At 72.9% G+C, this 17,816-nt stretch carries 22 protein-coding genes; 10 read left to right on the forward strand and 12 right to left on the reverse strand.

Features of this window, described 5'->3' with window-relative positions; all coding sequences use genetic code 11:
- Nucleotides 1–15: 15 nt before the first annotated feature.
- The gene (locus tag ABFJ78_RS30235; RefSeq protein ID WP_436389961.1) at nucleotides 16–951 is read right to left on the reverse strand and encodes a glycosyltransferase family 2 protein; all 936 of its coding nucleotides are present in this window, start codon (nucleotides 949–951) and stop codon (nucleotides 16–18) included.
- A gap of 9 nt (nucleotides 952–960) precedes the next feature.
- Here ABFJ78_RS30235 and ABFJ78_RS30240 point away from each other — a divergent pair, with 9 nt between their 5' ends.
- The 4 genes from ABFJ78_RS30240 to ABFJ78_RS30255 all read left to right on the forward strand — a co-directional run bounded on the left by ABFJ78_RS30240 (nucleotide 961) and on the right by ABFJ78_RS30255 (nucleotide 4,596).
- The gene (locus ABFJ78_RS30240) at nucleotides 961–2,037 is read left to right on the forward strand and encodes a glycosyltransferase family 4 protein (RefSeq protein WP_436389962.1); all 1,077 of its coding nucleotides are present in this window, start codon (nucleotides 961–963) and stop codon (nucleotides 2,035–2,037) included.
- A gap of 71 nt (nucleotides 2,038–2,108) precedes the next feature.
- Complete coding sequence (locus tag ABFJ78_RS30245) at nucleotides 2,109–3,239, forward strand: glycosyltransferase family 4 protein (RefSeq protein WP_436390163.1); 1,131 nt, start codon at nucleotides 2,109–2,111, stop codon at nucleotides 3,237–3,239.
- A gap of 13 nt (nucleotides 3,240–3,252) precedes the next feature.
- Complete coding sequence (locus tag ABFJ78_RS30250) at nucleotides 3,253–3,681, forward strand: hypothetical protein (RefSeq protein WP_436389963.1); 429 nt, start codon at nucleotides 3,253–3,255, stop codon at nucleotides 3,679–3,681.
- A gap of 54 nt (nucleotides 3,682–3,735) precedes the next feature.
- Nucleotides 3,736–4,596, forward strand: coding sequence for a glycosyltransferase family 2 protein (locus ABFJ78_RS30255; RefSeq protein WP_436389964.1), 861 nt, complete (start codon nucleotides 3,736–3,738; stop codon nucleotides 4,594–4,596).
- Here ABFJ78_RS30255 and ABFJ78_RS30260 read toward each other — a convergent pair.
- On the reverse strand, nucleotides 4,593–5,060 hold the full coding sequence (locus ABFJ78_RS30260) for a hypothetical protein (protein ID WP_372671984.1): 468 nt from the start codon (nucleotides 5,058–5,060) through the stop codon (nucleotides 4,593–4,595). The two genes, ABFJ78_RS30255 and ABFJ78_RS30260, sit on opposite strands and share 4 nt — an antisense overlap.
- 141 nt (nucleotides 5,061–5,201) lie before the next feature.
- Between ABFJ78_RS30260 and ABFJ78_RS30265 the strand changes: the two genes are divergently transcribed.
- Both ABFJ78_RS30265 and ABFJ78_RS30270 read left to right on the forward strand, forming a co-directional pair.
- Nucleotides 5,202–6,281 (forward strand): sugar phosphate nucleotidyltransferase, encoded by a 1,080-nt coding sequence (locus ABFJ78_RS30265; RefSeq protein WP_436389965.1) that lies wholly within the window; start codon nucleotides 5,202–5,204, stop codon nucleotides 6,279–6,281.
- Nucleotides 6,282–6,283: 2 nt separating this feature from the next.
- The gene (locus tag ABFJ78_RS30270; RefSeq protein WP_436389966.1) at nucleotides 6,284–7,180 is read left to right on the forward strand and encodes a DNA-3-methyladenine glycosylase family protein; all 897 of its coding nucleotides are present in this window, start codon (nucleotides 6,284–6,286) and stop codon (nucleotides 7,178–7,180) included.
- A 39-nt stretch (nucleotides 7,181–7,219) separates the two neighbouring features.
- Here ABFJ78_RS30270 and ABFJ78_RS30275 read toward each other — a convergent pair whose 3' ends face one another.
- Genes ABFJ78_RS30275 through ABFJ78_RS30305 form a run of 7 tightly spaced genes read right to left on the reverse strand, consistent with a single transcriptional unit; the run spans nucleotide 7,220 to nucleotide 11,919 of the window.
- Nucleotides 7,220–7,495 (reverse strand): hypothetical protein, encoded by a 276-nt coding sequence (locus ABFJ78_RS30275; RefSeq protein WP_436389967.1) that lies wholly within the window; start codon nucleotides 7,493–7,495, stop codon nucleotides 7,220–7,222.
- Nucleotides 7,495–7,860, reverse strand: coding sequence for a GntR family transcriptional regulator (locus ABFJ78_RS30280; protein ID WP_436389968.1), 366 nt, complete (start codon nucleotides 7,858–7,860; stop codon nucleotides 7,495–7,497). Before ABFJ78_RS30280 ends, ABFJ78_RS30275 begins: the two co-directional genes overlap by 1 nt.
- Entirely contained in the window at nucleotides 7,857–8,255 is a 399-nt protein-coding gene (locus ABFJ78_RS30285) for a hypothetical protein (RefSeq protein ID WP_436389969.1), read from the reverse strand. Before ABFJ78_RS30285 ends, ABFJ78_RS30280 begins: the two co-directional genes overlap by 4 nt.
- Nucleotides 8,256–8,281: 26 nt before the next feature.
- A complete protein-coding gene (locus ABFJ78_RS30290; RefSeq protein WP_436389970.1) occupies nucleotides 8,282–8,827 on the reverse strand; it encodes an NUDIX hydrolase in 546 nt (181 codons plus the stop codon).
- Complete coding sequence (locus ABFJ78_RS30295) at nucleotides 8,824–10,218, reverse strand: coenzyme F420-0:L-glutamate ligase (RefSeq protein ID WP_436389971.1); 1,395 nt, start codon at nucleotides 10,216–10,218, stop codon at nucleotides 8,824–8,826. Before ABFJ78_RS30295 ends, ABFJ78_RS30290 begins: the two co-directional genes overlap by 4 nt.
- On the reverse strand, nucleotides 10,154–11,143 hold the full coding sequence (gene cofD / locus ABFJ78_RS30300) for a 2-phospho-L-lactate transferase (RefSeq protein WP_436389972.1): 990 nt from the start codon (nucleotides 11,141–11,143) through the stop codon (nucleotides 10,154–10,156). The genes ABFJ78_RS30295 and cofD overlap by 65 nt, the downstream gene beginning before the upstream one ends.
- On the reverse strand, nucleotides 11,140–11,919 hold the full coding sequence (locus ABFJ78_RS30305; RefSeq protein ID WP_436389973.1) for a GNAT family N-acetyltransferase: 780 nt from the start codon (nucleotides 11,917–11,919) through the stop codon (nucleotides 11,140–11,142). Before ABFJ78_RS30305 ends, cofD begins: the two co-directional genes overlap by 4 nt.
- A gap of 58 nt (nucleotides 11,920–11,977) precedes the next feature.
- Here ABFJ78_RS30305 and ABFJ78_RS30310 point away from each other — a divergent pair, with 58 nt between their 5' ends.
- From ABFJ78_RS30310 to dapC, 3 genes are all read left to right on the forward strand, one after another.
- Entirely contained in the window at nucleotides 11,978–12,151 is a 174-nt protein-coding gene (locus ABFJ78_RS30310) for a hypothetical protein (protein ID WP_436389974.1), read from the forward strand.
- 109 nt (nucleotides 12,152–12,260) lie between these two features.
- On the forward strand, nucleotides 12,261–12,581 hold the full coding sequence (gene fdxA / locus ABFJ78_RS30315) for a ferredoxin (RefSeq protein ID WP_003083029.1): 321 nt from the start codon (nucleotides 12,261–12,263) through the stop codon (nucleotides 12,579–12,581).
- Complete coding sequence (dapC, locus tag ABFJ78_RS30320; RefSeq protein WP_436389975.1) at nucleotides 12,578–13,669, forward strand: succinyldiaminopimelate transaminase; 1,092 nt, start codon at nucleotides 12,578–12,580, stop codon at nucleotides 13,667–13,669. The genes fdxA and dapC overlap by 4 nt, the downstream gene beginning before the upstream one ends.
- Here the strand turns inward: dapC and ABFJ78_RS30325 are convergent.
- A complete protein-coding gene (locus ABFJ78_RS30325; protein WP_436389976.1) occupies nucleotides 13,663–14,310 on the reverse strand; it encodes a TetR/AcrR family transcriptional regulator in 648 nt (215 codons plus the stop codon). The two genes, dapC and ABFJ78_RS30325, sit on opposite strands and share 7 nt — an antisense overlap.
- 44 nt (nucleotides 14,311–14,354) lie before the next feature.
- Here ABFJ78_RS30325 and ABFJ78_RS30330 point away from each other — a divergent pair, with 44 nt between their 5' ends.
- Nucleotides 14,355–15,761, forward strand: coding sequence for an FAD-dependent monooxygenase (locus ABFJ78_RS30330; protein WP_436389977.1), 1,407 nt, complete (start codon nucleotides 14,355–14,357; stop codon nucleotides 15,759–15,761).
- 91 nt (nucleotides 15,762–15,852) lie between these two features.
- Here the strand turns inward: ABFJ78_RS30330 and ABFJ78_RS30335 are convergent, their stop codons facing one another.
- Nucleotides 15,853–16,782: a CHAD domain-containing protein gene (locus ABFJ78_RS30335; RefSeq protein WP_436389978.1), complete on the reverse strand. Its 930-nt coding sequence runs from the start codon at nucleotides 16,780–16,782 to the stop codon at nucleotides 15,853–15,855.
- 28 nt (nucleotides 16,783–16,810) lie between these two features.
- A complete protein-coding gene (dapD, locus tag ABFJ78_RS30340; protein ID WP_436389979.1) occupies nucleotides 16,811–17,794 on the reverse strand; it encodes a 2,3,4,5-tetrahydropyridine-2,6-dicarboxylate N-succinyltransferase in 984 nt (327 codons plus the stop codon).
- Between the last annotated feature and the right edge of the window lie 22 nt (nucleotides 17,795–17,816).

Below are 17,816 nucleotides of genomic sequence, written 5' to 3' on the forward strand. Positions count from 1 at the left end.
GGATTGAGCGCCAGCTTAAAGGCCAGCCCAAGCCTCCCAGACCGCGCCTCGGCTGAGCGCGGCGTCACGGCCGATCCGGCGGCGGGCCGCCAGCGTCGCCGGCAGCCGCGTCACCACCTCGGCCAGCACCCGGCAGCGCAGGCCGAACCGGAAGTTCGCCGCGGCGGGACGTCCCGGCCGCAGCGGCAGCACCGCTGTCAACACGGCGAACTTCACCAGCTGGTTCACCGCGATCCCGCGGGGCGCGCAGCGCAGCAGCATGAGCAGCCGGTTGCGCTCGTTCCAGCGGTGGAACAGCGGCGATCCCAGCTCGCTGCTGACGCCATGGGCGTGCCGGACGCGGGCTTCGGGCGCCGCGACGACGTCCCAGCCGGCCAGCCGCAGCCGCCACGCCGTGTCGGTGTCCTCGTAGTAGCAGAAGAAGCCGGCCGGGACGCCGTGCACGCTCTTCAGCACGTCCGTCCGCAGGAGCGCCGCGCCGCCGCAGAAGCCGAACACCTCGGCGGCGGGCTCGGTGAGGTCGGCGCCGTGGCCGTCGGCGGTCAGCCGGACGCCGGCGGACTGCGTGGTGCCGTCGGGGCGCACGAGCCGGGACGTCGCCGCGCCCGCCAAGGGCGCTTTTTCCAGGGTGTCTTCGAGTGTCGCCAGCCAGTCCGGCTCCGGTTCGGCGTCGTCGTTTAGCCACGCCATCAGCGGCGTCTCGACGCGCTTCGCGGCGACGGCGAGCGCGCCCGCGTAGCCCGTGTTGCGCGGCAGGCGAATTACTTGCGGGTGCGAAGGATGGGCCGCGAGCAGGGCGGCGGTGCCGTCGTCGGAGGCGTTGTCCACCACGAGCGTCCGATGTGGACGCGTCTGCGCGGCGAGCGCGTCGAGGCAGGCGGTGACGTGCCCGGCGCCCCGCCAGGTCACGACGACCACCGTGGTGGCGGGATTCGCGGTCACGTCCCGCACAATAGCCGCGTGCCCGAACTGGTCGTGCTCGCCGAGCAGCTCCTCGCGCCCGTGCCCGGTGGCACCGGGCGCTACACGGCCGAGCTGCTGCCCGCGCTCGCGCAGACCGCGCCACGCGGCTGGACGGTGTCCAGCGTGGTCGCGCGGCACGCCGACGTCGGCGCGGCGCGGCTGGACGGCGTCGAAGGGCCGCGGGTGCTGCGGATCCCGCCGCGGGCGCTGGTCGCCGCGTGGCAGCTGGGCCTGCGCTGGTGGCCGGGCGGCGACGCGGTGCACGCGCCGACGCCGTTCGCGCCGCCGCGCGCGCCGGCCGGGAAGACGTTGAGCGTCACCGTGCACGACACCGTGCCCTGGACCCACCCCGAGACGCTCACCGCGCGCGGGGTCAGCTGGCACCGGTCGATGATCGCGCGGGCCGCGCGGCGGGCGTCCGGGCTCGTGGTGCCGACGCGGGCGGTCGCCGACGAGCTGGCGGTGCTGATCGACGTCGACGTCCCGGTGCGCGTGGTGCCGCACGGCGTGCGGGTCCCGGCCGGTTCGGCGCCGCTGGACCTGCCGCCGAGGTACGTGCTGGCCGTCGGGACGATCGAGCCGCGCAAGGGGATCGACGTCCTGGTCGACGCGGTCGCGGCGCTCGACGACGTGGTGCTGGTGCTCGCCGGGCAGCCGGGCTGGGGCGGCGTCGACCCGGCCGCGCTGGCCGCCGACCGCGGGCTTCCCGCCGAGCGGCTGCGGATGCTGGGGAAGGTGTCGGACGCCGAGCTGGCGACGGCGTTGCGCCAGGCGAGCGTCCTGGCGGTGCCGAGCCTGGCCGAGGGGTTCGGGATGGGCCTGCTCGAGGCGATGGCGGCCGGGGTCCCGGTGGTGCACACCGACGTCCCGGCGCTGGCCGAGGTGGCGGGCGGCGCCGGGATCACGGTTCCGCGTGGCGACGCCCGGGCCTTGGCTTCGGCGTTGCGAGAGGTCCTGGGATCACCCTCCGTGTCAGCCGACCTCACTCGATCGGGGCGCGAGCGCGCGCGGACGTTCACCTGGCGCCGCGCCGCGGAAGCCGTTTGGGCGATCCACACCCGCGCCCGTCCCTGACCGGTTTGCCAGTTCCCCACCATGACGCGGGGTCACCGCCGTACCCTGCAGGGGTGAGCGATGACCCCCGGGTGCTGATCGACGCGACCGCGGTTCCCGCGGACCGCGGCGGGGTCGGCCGGTACGTGGATTCGCTCGTCGCCGCGCTCGACGCGGACGGGGCGCGGCTCACCGTCGTCTGTCAGCCCCGGGACCTGCAGCTTTACGATCGGCTGGCGCCGCGCTCGCGCGTGGTGCCCGCGTCGCCGTCGACGACCACCCGCACCGCGCGGCTGACCTGGGAGCAGGCGACGCTGCCCCGGTTGGTGCGCCGCCTGGGCGCGGACGTCGTCCACTCGCCGCACTACACGATGCCGCTGGCCACGTCGGCGGCATCGGTCGTCACGCTCCACGACGCGACGTTCTTCACCGACGCCGTGCTGCACTCCTCGGTGAAGGCGCGGTTCTTCCGGGCGTGGACGGCGACGGCGTTGCGCCGCGCGACGCTGTGCGTGGTCCCGTCGGCGGCGACGGCGGCGGAGCTGGCCCGCGTGGGCCCGGTCCGGCACGCGTCCTTGGAAGTGATTCACCACGGCGTCGACAGCGAACGCTTTCACCCACCGTCACCATCGGAGGTCGAGGCCGCCCGTTCGGCGGTAGGCCTCGGGCGGACGCCGTACGTGGCGTTCCTGGGGGCGTTGGAGCCGCGCAAGAACGTGCCGGCGCTGATCCGCGGGTTCGCCCGGGCGGTGGCGGGACAGCGTGACGCCCCGGCGTTGGTCTTGGCGGGGCAGCCGGGGTGGGACACGCAGGTGGAACGGGCTCTGGACGCCGTTCCGCATCGGCTTCGCGTTATCCGGGCTGGATATTTGCCCTTTGGGACCCTGGCGGGTTTTCTCGGCGGTTCCGAGCTGGTGGCCTACCCGTCGCTGGGCGAGGGATTCGGGCTGCCGGTGCTGGAAGCGATGGCGTGCGGGGCGTGCGTGCTGACCACGCGGCGGTTGTCGTTGCCCGAGGTGGGCGGGGATGCCGTGGCGTACTGCGGGGTTGGGGCCGGCGACGTGGCGGCGGGGTTGTCGGAGCTGCTGGCCGACCCCGGGCGGCGGGCGGAGCTGGCCACGGCGGCTCAGCAGCGGGCCAAGGAGTTCTCGTGGGCCACCACCGCGGAACGGCACCGGGAGGCTTACGCCAAGGCCTGGTCCCGGCACCTCCGGACCCGCTGAGCGCGGCGTACTCGTGTTCACGGAGATCGCCGGGCTCCTGCTGTGCTGCGTGCCGGTGGCGGGCGTGGTCCTGCTCGTCGTCTTCGTCCGGCGGCGGCGTGACCAGCGGCTCGCGGGCGAGTGGCAACGGCTGCTGGACGTGCACGCCCGGCTGGCCGGCGAGGCCGCCATCGCCCTGGTCGACCACGTCGACCAGCACGCCGAAGGCGGTGCGAAGGCCGTGATCCGCTGGCACGCGACCGATCGCCAGCAGGACGCGTGGTTCGAGGGCCGTCATCCACCGCCCGGGAGTGCCTGGCTCGTCCGGAGCCCGGGCGAGCGGAATCCGGGCACCTTCGCCATCCATCCCGGCGACGTCATCGATTTCGCGCCGGCCGGGGCGGTGGCCGCCGCGCGGAGGCAGCGCCGGCGTGCCGCCGAGAAGCCGCGTGACGGCAGGTGAGCACGCCCTGTGGGGTGGCGGGGTCGCGGTCCGTGACCGGTGGACAATGGCCGGGTGACTGAGCACCCCCGCTATGGCGACGAAGTCGGCGTCGTGACCGTGACCTACTTCTCCGAGGACACCATCGAACGGTTCCTCGACACCCTCGAGAAGGCCACCGAGCGCGAGGTCAAGGTGGTCGTCGCGGACAACGCGTCCGTCGAGGGTGCCCTCGAGAAGGCCACCGCCAACCGGAAGAACGTTCAGCTGCTCAGCATCGGCGAGAACGTCGGCTACGGCACCGCCGCCAACCGCGGGGTCGCCGAGCTCGACGACCGCTACGGCTGGGTCGTCGTCGTCAACCCGGACCTCGAATGGGAACCCGGGTCGCTCGATGCCCTGCTCGAGGTCGCGAGCCGGTGGCCGCGGGGTGGGGCCTTCGGGCCGCTCATCCGCGACCTCGACGGCACCGTCTACCCCTCCGCCCGCCTGCTGCCCTCCTTCGGGCGCGGCATCGGGCACGCCGTCTTCGGGAAGGTCTGGCCCGGCAACCCCTGGACCCGGCAGTACCGCCAGGAAACCGGCACCCCGGTCGAGCGCACGGCGGGCTGGCTGTCCGGGTCCTGCCAGCTGATCCGCCGGGAGGCGTTCGACTCCGTCGGGGGCTTCGACACCCGCTACTTCATGTACTTCGAGGACGTCGACCTCGGTGACCGCCTTGCCGAGGCCGGCTGGCTGAACGTCTACGCGCCGTCCGCGCGCGTCACCCACGAAGGTGGCCACTCGACGTCGCAGGCGTCGGAGAAGATGCTCAAGGCGCACCACGACAGCGCCTACCGCTACCTCGCCGACCGCCACCAGGGCCTCGCCTGGAAGCCGGTGCTCGCGCTGGCCAAGCTGGGCCTCGCCGTGCGGCTGAAGCTCGAGACCCGCTAGATCCCGTCGAGCCGGCGCGAGAGGTCGGATTTGCCGTTCGTCTGCGTCACCGTCGGCACCAGGCCGGTGTCCTCCGGATCCGGCTCCTTCAGCGGGCTCGTGATCGGCTCGGCCTGGGGCCGGCGCGCGAGCGGCGTGGTGACCGGCGGTGTGGGCAGCGGGGTCGTCTGCGACGGCGTGCTCAACGGCGTCGTGGCCTGCGGGCGACGGCCGCCCCGGGCCTCGAGCCGCCGCGTCGGCGCCGCGCCGGCCAGCGGGTGGTCGTTCTCCTCGATCAGCGACGCCGGCAGCTGCGTGGTCGTGTCGGGGTCCTGGCTGCGGTCGAGCCCGTCGATCTGCGCCCGGGGTATCTGCTGGGTGTTCGACGAGTCCATCGGTGACGTCGCGCTGTCAGGTGTCACGACGAACACACCGCGCGCCTGGGCTCGTGCGAGCAGGGCGTCCGCCCGATCGCGGGGGTCCATCCCCTCGGCCTCCCGACTGACCCGGGGCCCTCTGGGGAAAGGCCCGCCTGTTTCCTGTCTAGGGTAGGCCCTCCGGGCGACCTCCGTCAGGGTTTCCCGCGGCTTGTCGCTCAGCGGTGCGTGATACAAGAGGAGATTTCCGTGACGTCCGAGGTCGAGATCGACGCCGTCGTGCTGGTCGGGGGCAAGGGCACGCGCCTGCGGCCACTGACCCTTTCGGCACCGAAGCCGATGCTCCCGACAGCCGGGACGCCCTACCTGAGCCACCTGTTCTCCCGCATCCGCGAGGCCGGGATCCGGCACGTCGTGCTGGGCACGAGCTACCGTGCGGAGGTGTTCGAGGAGTACTTCGGCGACGGCAAGTCGATCGGTCTGGACCTCGAGTACGTCGTCGAGGAGGAGCCGCTCGACACGGCCGGCGCCATCCGCAACGTCTACGACAAGCTGCGCGCCGACCACGTGATCGTCTTCAACGGCGACATCATCTCCGGCTCGGACCTCGGCGAGCAGCTGCGCGTGCACCGCGAGTCCGAGGCCGACGTCACGCTGCACCTGCAGCGCGTGCCCGACCCGAGCCGGTTCGGCTCGGTGCCGACCGACGAAACCGGCCGCGTCGAGGCGTTCCTCGAGAAGACGCCGAACCCGCCGACCGACCAGATCAACGCCGGCTGCTACGTCTTCCGCCGCCCGGTGATCGAGGCCATCCCCACCGGGCGCCGGGTTTCCGTCGAGCGCGAGACGTTCCCGCAGCTGCTGGAGCAGGGCGCGCACATCCACGGCTTCGTCGACGCCTCCTACTGGCTGGACGTGGGCACGCCGGAAGCGTTCGTGCGCGGGTCGGCCGACCTGGTGCGGGGCGTGGCGCCGACGTCGGCGCTGCCGGGGCGGCCCGGCGACTTCCTGGTGCTCGACGGCGCTTCCGTCGCCGAAGACGCCCACCTGTGCGGTGGTTCGACCATCGGCGGCGGCGCGGTCGTCGGCTCCGGCGCGAAGATCGACGGTTCGGTGCTGTTCGACGGCGCGGCCGTCTCCGAAGGCGCGATCGTCGAGCGTTCGGTGCTCGGGCACGGCGCGCGCGTCGGCGCCGGCGCGGTGCTGCGCGGCGTGGTGCTGGGCGACGGCGTGTCCGTCGGCGCCGGCTGCGAGCTCCTGGACGGCGCCCGGATCTGGCCGGACACCGTGCTGCCCGACGGTTCCGTCCGCTTCTCGAGCGACGCGTAGCGATGTTCTGGCGTCCCGCGTTCGAGGTCGACTTGGGCAGTGTCCTGAGTCCGCTGAAGCGCGGGCGCGGGTCGCTCAACATCCTCACCGACGAGCGCGGCATCACGTGGCTCGCGTCGAACACGCCGGACGGCCCGGGCACGCTGGCGCTGCGCAAGCTCACCGACGGCCGGATCGAGGCGGCGGCCTGGGGCGACGGCGCGGACCGGCTGCTCACCGGCGTCCCGGCGCTGCTCGGCGCGGACGACGACGATTCGGAGTTCGTCGCGCACCACGACGTCGTCGCGCGCGCCCGGCGGGAGAACCCGGGGCTGCGGCTGGGCGCGACGGGCGTGGTGTGGGACTGGCTGGTGCTGGCGGTGCTGGAGCAGAAGGTGACCGGCAAGGAGGCGATCCGGTCGTGGGCCGAGCTGTGCCGCCGGTTCGGCACGCCGGCGCCCGGGCCGGGGCCGGAGCGGCTGCGCGTGCCGCCGACGCCGGTGGCGCTGCGGTCGTTGCCGGACTGGCACTGGCACCGCGCGGGCGTCGACATCAAGCGGCGCACGGCGTTGCTGAACGCGGCGCGGGTGGCGCACCACCTGGAGCGGGCGGTCGAGCTGCGCGGGCTGGCGGGCCGGCACCTGCTGCGCAACGTCCCGGGCATCGGGGTCTGGACGGCGGCGGAGATCGCGCAGCGCGCGTGGGGCGACCCGGACGCGGTCAGCTTCGGCGACTACAACATCCCGTCGATGGTGGGGAACGCCGTGCTGGGCGTGAAACTCGACGACGCGGGGATGGCGGAGGTGCTGGCACCGTACGCGCCGCAGCGGCAGCGGACGGTGCGGTACCTGGAGGCGGCCGGGCACCGGCGGCCGCGGTTCGGGCCGCGCATCGAGCTGCGTGACTACCGCGCCATGTGACCAAGCCGAAAGCCGTGAATGGCACATTCACGGACTTGGTTACTGCTGCGGGGGATAGCCGCCCTGCTGGGGTGGGTACGGCGGCTGCTGGCCCGGATAGCCTTGCTGCGGCGGGTATCCCGGCGGCTGCTGACCGGGGTAGCCCGGGTAGCCCGGCTGCTGCCCCGGATAGCCCTGCTGGGGCGGGTAACCCGGGTACTGCTGCGGCGGGTACGGCGGCTGCTTCGGCTTGTTCATGTTGACGATCAGCAGCACCGCTCCGGTGAGGCCCCCGAGCACCACCACGATGATCAGCAGCATCAGCAGGCTCACCATCAGTTCTTCCCCTCGTCGAGTGCGGCCCGGGCGATCGCGAGCGCTTCCGCGTCGGCCAACCCCAGTTTGCGGGTCAGCGCAGCGTATTCCGCCGCCGCCTGCTGGGCGCGGCGGCGGCTCTGGTCGCCCGCCGCCGCGACGAAGCTGCCCGCCCGGCCGCGCGTCTCGATCAGCCCGGCCTCCTCCAGCTCGCGGTACGCGCGGGCCACCGTGTTCGGCGCGATGCCCAGGTCGGCCGCCAGGGCGCGGACCGTGGGCAGCTTCGTGCCGACCGGCAGGCTCCGGTCGGTGATCCGCGTCGCGAGCCCGGACCGCACTTGCTCGAACGGCGGGACCGGGGAAGCGCTGTCGAAGGCGATGATCACCAGCTCTGCGGACCCGCTCCCGGGCCCGGCGGCCGCTGCCCGTACGGCCCCTGCGGCACCGGCTGCGACGGCGGGAAGCCCGGTTGCTGCGGCACCGGCTGCGACGGTGGGAACCCGGCCTGCGGCCCCGGCGCGAACCCCGGCGGCGGGTACGCCTGCTGCTGGAACCCCTGCGGCGGGAATCCCTGCTGCGGCGGGAAGTTCTGCGGCGGCGGGAACTGCCCGCTCTTCTTCATCGCCTCTTCGCGGCGCATCTTCGACACCCGCACCGCCACGACGATCACGAACACGATGATCGCCAGGATCAGCAGGCCGACGACGATGTAGCCGAACACCCCGTCGCCGCCGCCCCCTCCCGAGTGGTAGTGCACGCGCTGCGGAAACTGCGTAGCCATGTGGTCCCTCCCTGTCCGCACCCAGGCTAGTGCCCGGCACCGACAGGAACGGCCGCTTTCACCAGATCGGCGAGATCTTCCGACCCCGCCGGCAGCGCGTCCACCGGCCACCACCGCAGGTCGTCGGACTCGTCGCTGCGCACCGGCGAAGCACCCTCCGGGGCGTGCACCGCGAACCGGACGTCGAAGTGCCGGGTCGGCACGCCGAGCGAGCACGTGATCGGGTGGACGTCGAGGTGCACCGGCTCCGGGGCGATCCGCAGCCCGGCCATGCCGGACTCCTCGGTGGCCTCCCGCAGCGCCGCGCCGGCCAGCGAAGCGTCCGCGGGCTCACAGTGCCCGCCCAGCTGCAGCCACCGGCCGACGCGCGGGTGCAGCGTCAGCAGCACCCGCGTCCCGGTGTGGTCCAGGACCACCGCCGACGCCGTCAGGTGCCCGGCCGCGCACGACCGTTGACACGAGTCCTCGCGCGCCGCCAGGAACCCCAGGAACGCTTGGCGCAGGGACTCCTGGGAAGCGAGAGCAGGCCGCCACGAACCCAGCGTCGCGATGGCTTCCGCGTGCAGGCTCACAGCTCCAGCAGCCCCTCTCCGGGCGTGATCGGCCCGCGCGGGCCGGGGTCGGACAGCGGGACGCCGATCGCGACCGAACCCAGCGGCTGCCAGCGCTCGTCGAGGCCCAGGACGTCCCGGACGACGTCGGCGGCGAAGATCGTCGACCCGATCCAGCACGAGCCGAGCCCCTCGGCCGCCAGCGACACCAGCAGGCCCTGCACCGCGGCGCCGCCGGCGACGGTGAACATCGTCTTCTCGCAGTCGTTGCGGCGGTCGTCGCGGTAGGTGTGCGCGCCGTCCGGCACCAGGAACGGGATGACGACTTCCGGGGCCCGGTAAAGGATGTCGCCGCGGCTGAGCCGCTTCGCGATCTGCTCCGGCGTGAACTCGTCGCCCTCGAGGTCGGCCCGCCACGACTCGCGCATCGCGTCGAGCAGCTTGTGCCGCAGGCCGGCGTCGCGCAGCCAGGCGAACCGCACCGGGTGCGTGTGGTGCGGCGCGGGCGCGGTCAGCGCGGACGCCACCGCGCGGCGCATCGCGGCGGGGTCCACCGGCTCGTCCGAGAACTGCCGCACCGACCGCCGCGACGGGACGGCGGCCCGCCGCCCCTGCTCGATGGCCTCGTTCGTGCCCAGCCGGAAGAGGTCCTCCTCCAGCGGGCGGACCAGGTTCCGGGCGGTCGAGCCGTCGTCGAAGATGTCGAGCCCGCGCACGACCGCGACCGGCGTCCCGCCGAGCTTGCCCTTGACCAGGTCGGCGGCCGCGGCCAGCTCGTCGGCGACGGCGACCTCGGTGACGGCCAGCTCGTTGCCCTGCCCGTCGACCTCGCCGCGGTAGGCGTGCAGCACGCGCAGCCCGGACGAGCCGATCGCGGCGTCGGTCTGCCCGACCCGCCACGCGCGGCCCATCGTGTCCGTGACGACCACCGCGACCTCGACGCCGAGCCGCTCGCGCAGCCCGTTGCGCAGGGCCAGCGCCGACGCGTCCGGGTCGGCGGGCAGCAGCGCGACCTCGTCGCCCTCGACGTTCGACGCGTCGATGCCCGACGCCGCCTGCACGATCCCGAGGTGGTTCTGCGTGATCACCGTGCGCGCGATCCGCGCGACCACCCGGATGGCCTCGCGCTCGACGAGCTTCCGGCGTTCGGCGTCGCGGGCTTCGGGGTCGGCGGGCACCTTGACGAGTCTGCCCTCGGCCTTCGAGACGATCTTGCTGGTCACGACCAGGACGTCACCCGAGCGCAGCCACGGCGCGGCCTTGACGATCGCGCCGGTCAGGTCGTCGCCGGGGCGGAACTCCGGCAGCCCGGTGACGGGCAGGATCTCCAGTTTGGGGGAGGCGTGGTCAGTCAACGGGGGCTCCGGCCAGTTCGAGCGCCGCGCGAGCCATCGCCGCGGTCGCGTCCACATCGGACATCAGCAGCGGGACGTCGCGGACGGTCACGCCCGGCACGTCCGCCGTCTCGCCTTCGGCGATCAGCCAGCCGTCCAGCACGCCGCCGTCCTGGCGCGAGCCGTAGTGCCGGCCCACCGCCTCCGCCGACGTCTCGACGCCGATCGCGGTCAGGCACGCGTCGGCCATCCCGCGCAGCGCCTTGCCGCCGATGATCGGCGACACCCCGACGACGCCCGCGGACGTCTTGCGCAGCGCGTCCCGGACCCCCGGCACGCCCAGCACGGTCCCGACCGAGACCACCGGATTGGAGGGCGCGAACAGCACCGCGTCGGCGTCCTTGACGGCGTCGAGCACGCCTGGCGCCGGCTTGGCCTCGTCGGCCCCGACCGCGACGATCGAGTGGGCCTTCGGCTCGGCGCGGTAGCGCACCCACCACTCCTGGAAGTGGATCGCCTTCTGCTGGCCGTCCTGCTCCGGGTCGTCGATCACGACGTGCGTTTCGACGCGGTCGTCGGACATCGGCAGCAGCCGGACGCCGGGCTGCCAGCGGTCGCACAGGGCCTCGGTCACCGCCGAGAGCGGGTAGCCCGCGCGCAGCATCCGCGATCGGATCAGGTGGGTGGCGATGTCCTTGTCGCCGAGGCCGAACCACGTCGGCTCGGCGCCGTAGGCGGCCAGCTCCTCCTTGACGACCCAGGTCTCGCCCGAGTGCCCCCAGCCGCGTTCCTTGTCGATGCCACCGCCGAGCGTGTACATGCAGGTGTCCAGGTCGGGACAGATCCGCAGCCCGTGCATCCAGACGTCGTCGCCGGTGTTGACCAGCGCCGTCACCTCGTGCTCCGAGTCCCCGGAACCCTCCGCCGGCATCCCCAGCGCTGCCTTGACACCCAGCAGGAAGCGGGCCCCGCCCACTCCGCCGACCACTACCACGATCTTCACGACGTCGAATCCTCGCACGAGCCGGGTGCGGGCACCCAGTACCGGTATCTGTGGTGCGGGGCGTAGCCGAGCCCCGCGTAGAGCGCGAGCGCGCCCGCGTTCCCCTCCGCCACCTGCAACACCGCGTGGTCGGCCCCGTGTTCCGCGCCCCACGTGTGCAGTGCGCCCATCAGCGCCTTCGCGAGCCCGCGGCGGCGGAACTCCGGGGCGACCTCCAGGCGGCCGACGTGCAGCCAGCCGTCGACGAGGGCCCCACGGACGACGCCGGCGGTGGCGCCGTCGAGCGTCGCGACGCCGTAGCCGACCTTCCCACCGGTCAGGACGCTCCGCGCGGCCGGGATGTCCTCACCAGGCCCCAGCGTCAGCGCCCACCACTCCGGCGCCGGCTCATCCGCCACTTTCGTCGAGAAAGATGCGTCCGAGAGGCCGGAGGCGTCACTTTCCCTAGGAAAGATGCGTCCTGTGGTGAGCACGACGACCTCGTGGCCGCGGTGGTGGCGCGTCGCCTGGAACCAGCCCTCGGTGGCGATCGCGCGCTCGTTCGGGCTGTCGCGGATCACCTGCACCATCGGCTCGATGCCCCGATCGTGGGCGAAGTCACACACCGCCCGCAGGGCGTCCGGGATCGGCCGGCCGGGGGCGCCGACCGCGAGCGCGCTGTTCGCGCGGCCCGTGAAGCCCCCTGCCCAGCGCAGCCGCCAGTCGTTCAGGGGTTCCTCGACCAGGGGCGGCCATGCTCTGCTGCAGACGATTTCGAGCGCTTCACGTGCGTTCACGACTAGATTGTGACCGAGGCCGTGAAAGGCGCGGAGCGGATTTCCCGAGGAGGTGGCCGTGGGCATCCAGCGCAAGGACGAGCGGCACAACGAGAAGCTCGTCGACGAGATCTCCGAGGGGTTCAACCGGGCCGTGGGGGAGAAGAAGGACGAGGACGAAGCGCCCAAGCCGCGGTTCGTCATCACCGGCGACGCCCGGGCCACCCCGCCCCCGCGCCGTCGGCAGAGGTGAGCGCCATACCCCGGGTATGGCTAAGGCTTGCCTCACCAACCGAACGGGTGGCCGAACCGCGTAGTGTCGGCCACGACTGGCTGTTTGCAGAGAAAAGCAGGAGTGCGCAGTGACCTACGTGATCGCCGAGCCCTGCGTCGACGTGCTCGACAAGGCGTGTATCGACGAGTGCCCCGTGGACTGCATCTACGAGGGCGAGCGGATGCTGTACATCCACCCCGACGAGTGCGTCGACTGCGGCGCCTGCGAGCCGGTCTGCCCGGTCGAGGCGATCTACTACGAGGACGACGTCCCCGACAACTGGTCGGACTACACCAAGGCCAACGTCGACTTCTTCGACGAGCTGGGCTCGCCCGGCGGCGCCTCCAAGGTGGGCAAGACCGCGCACGACCCGGCGTTCATCAAGGCGCTGCCCCCGCAGGGCGAATGAGCCCGGTCGCGCTGCCCGACTTCCCCTGGGATTCGCTCGCCGAGGTCAAGGCCAAGGCGAGCGCGCACCCCGGCGGGGTGGTCGACCTCTCCATCGGCACGCCGGTCGACCCGGTCCCGGCCGGCATCCGCGACGCGCTCGCGTCGGTGTCGGAGATCCCGGGCTACCCGACCACGCACGGCATCCCGGCCCTGCGCGCGGCGGCCATCGCCGCCCTCGGCCGCCGGCACGGCGTCACCGGCATCGAGCCGGACGCGGTGCTGCCGACGATCGGGTCGAAGGAGGCCGTGGCCTGGCTGCCGCGCCTGCTCGGCTTCGGCCCGGGCGACCTGGTGGTCATCCCGGAGCTGGCGTACCCGACGTACGAGGTCGGCGCGCTCCTGGCGGGCGCGTCGATCCTGCGCGCCGACAGCACGGTCGCGCTCGGCCCGCAGCGGCCGGCGATGATCTGGCTGAACTCGCCGTCCAACCCGACCGGCAAGGTGCTTCCGGTGGAGCACCTGCGCAAGGTCGTCGAATGGGCCCGCGAGCGTGACGTCGTGGTGGTGTCCGACGAGTGCTACCTGGCGCTCGGCTGGGAGACGTCCCCGCTGTCGATCCTGCACCCGGACGTCTGCGACGGCCGCACGGACGGCCTGATCGCGGTGCACTCGCTGTCCAAGTCGGCGAACCTGGCCAGCTACCGCGCCGGCTTCCTGACCGGTGACCCGCGGCTGATCAAGCGGCTGCTCGACATCCGCAAGCACGCGGGCATGATCGTGCCGCGCCCGGTCCAGGAGGCGATGGTCGCCGCCCTGACCGACGACGAGGCACTGGCCGCCCAGCGCGAGCGGTACGCCCGGCGCCGGCTGTCGCTGCGGAAGGCGCTGCAGGACAACGGTTTCCGCATCGACCATTCCGAGGCGGGGCTGTACCTGTGGGCGACCCGGGACGAGGACGCCCCGGCGACCGTCGAGTGGCTGGCCGACCGCGGGATCCTGGTGGCACCGGGGACGTTCTACGGGCCGAAGGGCGGCAAGCACGTCCGGGTCGCCTTGACCGCGACCGATGAGCGCGTCGACGCCGCTGTGGAGCGCCTCGCTCAGTAGTCCCGGCCGGTGAAGCCCCGGTAGACGAACCGGGTGAGCGCCTCGACCGCCTCTTCGTCGGTCGGGGCCGTCCAGCCCGCCGGGGCCGGGGCGAGCAGCCACATCTGCGCGAAGCTGTCGATCAGCTGGTACATCATCGCGATCGACAGCTCCGTGCTCGCCGGCAGCCGCAGCCCGGCCGCCGTCACGTGGGCGAGGTGGCCGGTGAGGTCCGCGGCCTGCGTCGCGCCGAACCCCGCCACCGTCCGGGCGAACGTCTCGTTGACCATCGCCGCCTGGCGCAGCGCCTGCATCGTCGGCGCGTGCTCCTTGTAGAAGTCCCAGTACTGGGCGACGTGCCAGCGCACGGCCGCCGGGTCGCTGAAGTCCGACAGGTGCCCCTCGGTGCGCGCGCTCTCGTCACCTGACGCCGCCAGGTCGGCGAGGAGCGACTCCAGCAGCTCCTCCTTGCCCGCGAAGTGGTTGTAGAACGACCCCGCGGCGCGGCCCGCCTCGGCGGTGATGTCGGTGATCTTCGTGTTCAGGTAGCCCTTGCGCGCGAACACGCGCCGGGCCGCCGCCTTCAGCGCCGCCTCGGTCTCCGCGGCCTTCTCCCTGCGGTTCACCGCCACCTCCTTGACGCCGGACGCTAGCAGTGTCATTCTGAATCCAGATTCACTGAATTTCAATTCACTGGGAGGGCGACATGGATACTCGGGTGCTGATCGCGGGGGCGGGACCGACCGGGCTGACGCTGGCCATCGAGCTGACGCGGCGCGACGTCGCGGTACGGATCATCGACAAGGCCGAGACTTTCTTCGTCGGCTCGCGCGGCGACGGGCTCCAGCCGCGCACGCTGGAGGTCTTCGAGGACCTCGGCGTGCTCGACGCGGTGCTGGCGCGGGGATCCGCGCCGGTCCCGATTCAGGTCCACGTCGGCGGCGAGGTCGTCGGCGAACGGATGATGTTCGACGTCGTCGACCCGACGCCGGACCGGCCGTACACCACCGGCTGGTTCCTGGGCCAGTCGCAGACCGAAGGCATCCTTCGCGACCGGCTCGCCGAGTTCGGCGTCCACGTCGAACTGGCGACCGCGTTGACCGGCTTCGAGCAGTCCTCTGACGGCGTCACGGCCACGCTGAGCACGGGCGAGACCGTCCGCGCCGAGTACCTCGTCGGCGCCGACGGCGGCAAGAGCTTCGTGCGCAAGGCGCTGGGGATCCCGTTCAAGGGCACCACCGACGAGTCGATCCGGATGCTGCTCGGCGACGTCCACGCCGAAGGCCTCGACCGCGGCTACGGGCACTGGTTCGGCGACGCGGAGAACCCGATGCGCGGCATGATGTTCAGCCCGCTGCCGGGTACGCCGTGGTTCCAGTTCGGTTCGCCGCTGGGCGACGGCGACCTCGACGCCGAGACGGCGCTGCCGGCGATCCAGGCCCGCCTCGACGCGCTGAGCGGCGGCGGGATCACGCTGTCGGACCTGGCGTGGTCGACGGTGTGGCGGCCGAACGTCCGGCTGGCCGCGCGGTTCCGCGACGGGCGCGTCTTCCTGGCCGGCGACTCCGCGCACGTCCACCCGCCGACCGGCGGCCAGGGCCTGAACACCGGCGTCCAGGACGCGTACAACCTGGGCTGGAAGCTCGCGGACGGCTCGCCCGAGCTGCTCGACAGCTACGAGGCCGAGCGCCGCACGGTGGCGGCGCGCGTGCTCGGGGTCTCGACCGGGCTGATGCAGAAGTACGTCGACGGCGACGAGGACGCCCACCACCGCGGCGAGGAGACGCAGCAGCTGGACATCAGCTACCGCGGCGGCCCGCTGTCCCCGGCCGGGACGGGCGCGCTGCGGCCGGGCGACCGGGCACCGGACGCACCGCTGGTCTCTTCCGACGGCCGGAAGGTTCGGCTGTTCGAACTGTTCCGCGGGCCGCACGCGACGCGGCTGGCGTTCGGCGACGGGCCTTCGGAGGGTGTCCGGATCTTGCCGGCGGGGAGTGCGCCGGCGCCGGGAGCGCTGGTCGACGAGGGCGGCCACGCGTACGCGGCCTACGACGTCAAGCCGGGTGCCGAGGTGCTGGTCCGCCCGGACGGTTACGTCTGGTCCATCGCCTGATCACGACGTTCCGCTGGGAGCAGGACCACTCCGCCGAAATGACGTGAATGACTCATTCATGTCGTCTGGTGACATGAATGAGTCATTCACGTCATTTGGTCAGGGCGTGGGCCGCCTTGTCGACCTTGGCCCAGGCGTCTCGCCAAGCCGCGCGGGCCTCGGCACGGCGAGCCAGCTCACGCTCGGCGATCCGCCCGGCGACGAACCCCATCTCGCCGTCCGCCGTAGCGAGAACCGTGCGCATCCGTTCGGCCGCGATCACGGCGTCTTGGTGGTCGCCCAGCACGGTCTGGAATTCCCTCGTCGCCTTGATCAGCTTCTTGATCCGCTTCGCGCGCTTCTTCTTCGCTGACGTCTGGGCCAGCTCCGCCGCGTACCGCAGCTTCTTGCCGTGGATGCGCAGGGCGTGCAGGTCGTCGTCCGGCGGGTCGGCCGGCAGCGCGCGGACCGCCTTGGCCAGCTTGCGATGCGGCTTCGCCAGCCCGGTCACCAGGTCGTGCGGCTCGCCGGGCGCCTCGCCGGACGACCGGGTCAGCAGGCTGACCTCCCGCAGCAACGTCGAGTAACGGGCGCTCGACAGCGCCCGCGTCAGCCGCCGCTTCGCCGCCGCGCGCTCGGTGACGAAACGGGAGATCAGCCGGCGGCCGGCCGGCTGGTCGCGAACCTCGAAGTCGGCGATGACCTCGCGCAGGTGCCCGATGAGGACGTCGTGGTCGCGCACCTCGCCGAGCGACTGCCCGAGCCAGCCCAGCTCCGCGCGCACCGGCTCGGCGCCGTCCCCGACCAGCCGACCCGACAGCTTCAGGACGCTGCGCATCCGCCGCAGGGCGACGCGCATCTGGTGCAGGTCCTCGGGGTCGGCGCCGGAGCGCGTCCCGGGTTCGTGCGCGAGCAGGGCGCGGATCTCCCGGTCGAGCTTGGCGCGCACGTGGTGGACCGCCGGATCCGCCGGGCCCACCTCGACCGGGAGCTCCGGCAGACCCAGCTCCGCCGGCGTGCGAGGCAACGATTCGGTGGTCACCTCATGAATACTAAGTGAACAGCCGGCCTCAGTCGTTCGCGTGCAACATCGAGTTCAGCTCGACGCCGACGCCGGTCCGCGGCACGACCTCGACCGCGCCGGTCGCGGAGTTGCGGCGGAACACCGCGCCCGAGATGCCGTTGAGTTCGCGCGCCTTGACGACCTTGCCTTCGACGACGACCTTCGTCCCGGCCGTGACGTACAGGCCGGCCTCGACGACCGTGTCGTCGCCCAGCGAGATCCCGACGCCGCCGTTCGCGCCGATCAGGCAGCGCTCGCCCAGCGAGATCGTCTCCTTGCCGCCGCCGGAAAGCGTGCCCATGATCGACGCGCCGCCGCCGACGTCCGAGCCGTCGCCGACGACCACGCCGGCCGAGATCCGGCCCTCGACCATCGACGCGCCGAGCGTGCCGGCGTTGAAGTTGACGAAGCCCTCGTGCATCACGGTGGTGCCGGACGCCAGGTGCGCGCCGAGCCGGACGCGGTCCGCGTCGCCGATCCGGACGCCGGACGGCAGCACGTAGTCGACCATCCGCGGGAACTTGTCGACGCTGTAGACGGTCACGGCGCCGCGCGAGCGCAGCCGCAGCCGGGTCGTCTCGAAGCCCTCGACCGGGCACGGGCCGTGGTTGGTCCACACGACGTTGGCCAGCAGGCCGAACATGCCGTCGAGGTTCTGGCCGTGCGGGCGGACCAGCCGGTGCGAGAGCAGGTGCAGCCGCAGGTACATGTCGTGCGTGTCGGCCGGGGCGTCGGCCAGCTTGCCGATCGTGGTGCGGACGGCGACGACCTCGACCCCGCGGTCGGTGTCCGGGCCGAGCAGCGCCGCGGCGGCTTCGCCGAGCAGCTCGGTGGCCTCGTCCGCGCTCAGGCGCTCGGTGCCGGCCGTGCCGCCGTCGGTCAGCTTGGGGTGCGGGTACCAGGTGTCGAGGACCGTCCCGTCGGTCGCGACGGTGGCCAGCCCGACGCCGCTGGCGCCGGTGGTTTCGGGGTTCGGGCTCTGCTCGCTCACGCCCGACACGGTAGTCGAGTGA

The sequence above is a fragment of the Amycolatopsis sp. MEPSY49 genome (assembly GCF_051337345.1).
GTDB lineage: Bacteria > Actinomycetota > Actinomycetes > Mycobacteriales > Pseudonocardiaceae > Amycolatopsis.

Bases quoted from the DNA above. Each gene is read 5' to 3' on its own strand.
- ABFJ78_RS30260 (WP_372671984.1), bottom strand. From the start codon at position 5,060: ATGGACCCCCGCGATCGGGCGGACGCCCTGCTCGCACGAGCCCAGGCG.
- ABFJ78_RS30270 (WP_436389966.1), top strand. From the start codon at position 6,284: ATGTTCTGGCGTCCCGCGTTCGAGGTCGACTTGGGCAGTGTCCTGAGT.
- ABFJ78_RS30275 (WP_436389967.1), bottom strand. From the start codon at position 7,495: ATGGTGAGCCTGCTGATGCTGCTGATCATCGTGGTGGTGCTCGGGGGC.
- ABFJ78_RS30285 (WP_436389969.1), bottom strand. From the start codon at position 8,255: ATGGCTACGCAGTTTCCGCAGCGCGTGCACTACCACTCGGGAGGGGGC.
- ABFJ78_RS30295 (WP_436389971.1), bottom strand. From the start codon at position 10,218: ATGTGGACGCGACCGCGGCGATGGCTCGCGCGGCGCTCGAACTGGCCG.
- dapC (WP_436389975.1), top strand. From the start codon at position 12,578: ATGAGCCCGGTCGCGCTGCCCGACTTCCCCTGGGATTCGCTCGCCGAG.
- ABFJ78_RS30325 (WP_436389976.1), bottom strand. From the start codon at position 14,310: ATGACACTGCTAGCGTCCGGCGTCAAGGAGGTGGCGGTGAACCGCAGG.
- ABFJ78_RS30330 (WP_436389977.1), top strand. From the start codon at position 14,355: ATGGATACTCGGGTGCTGATCGCGGGGGCGGGACCGACCGGGCTGACG.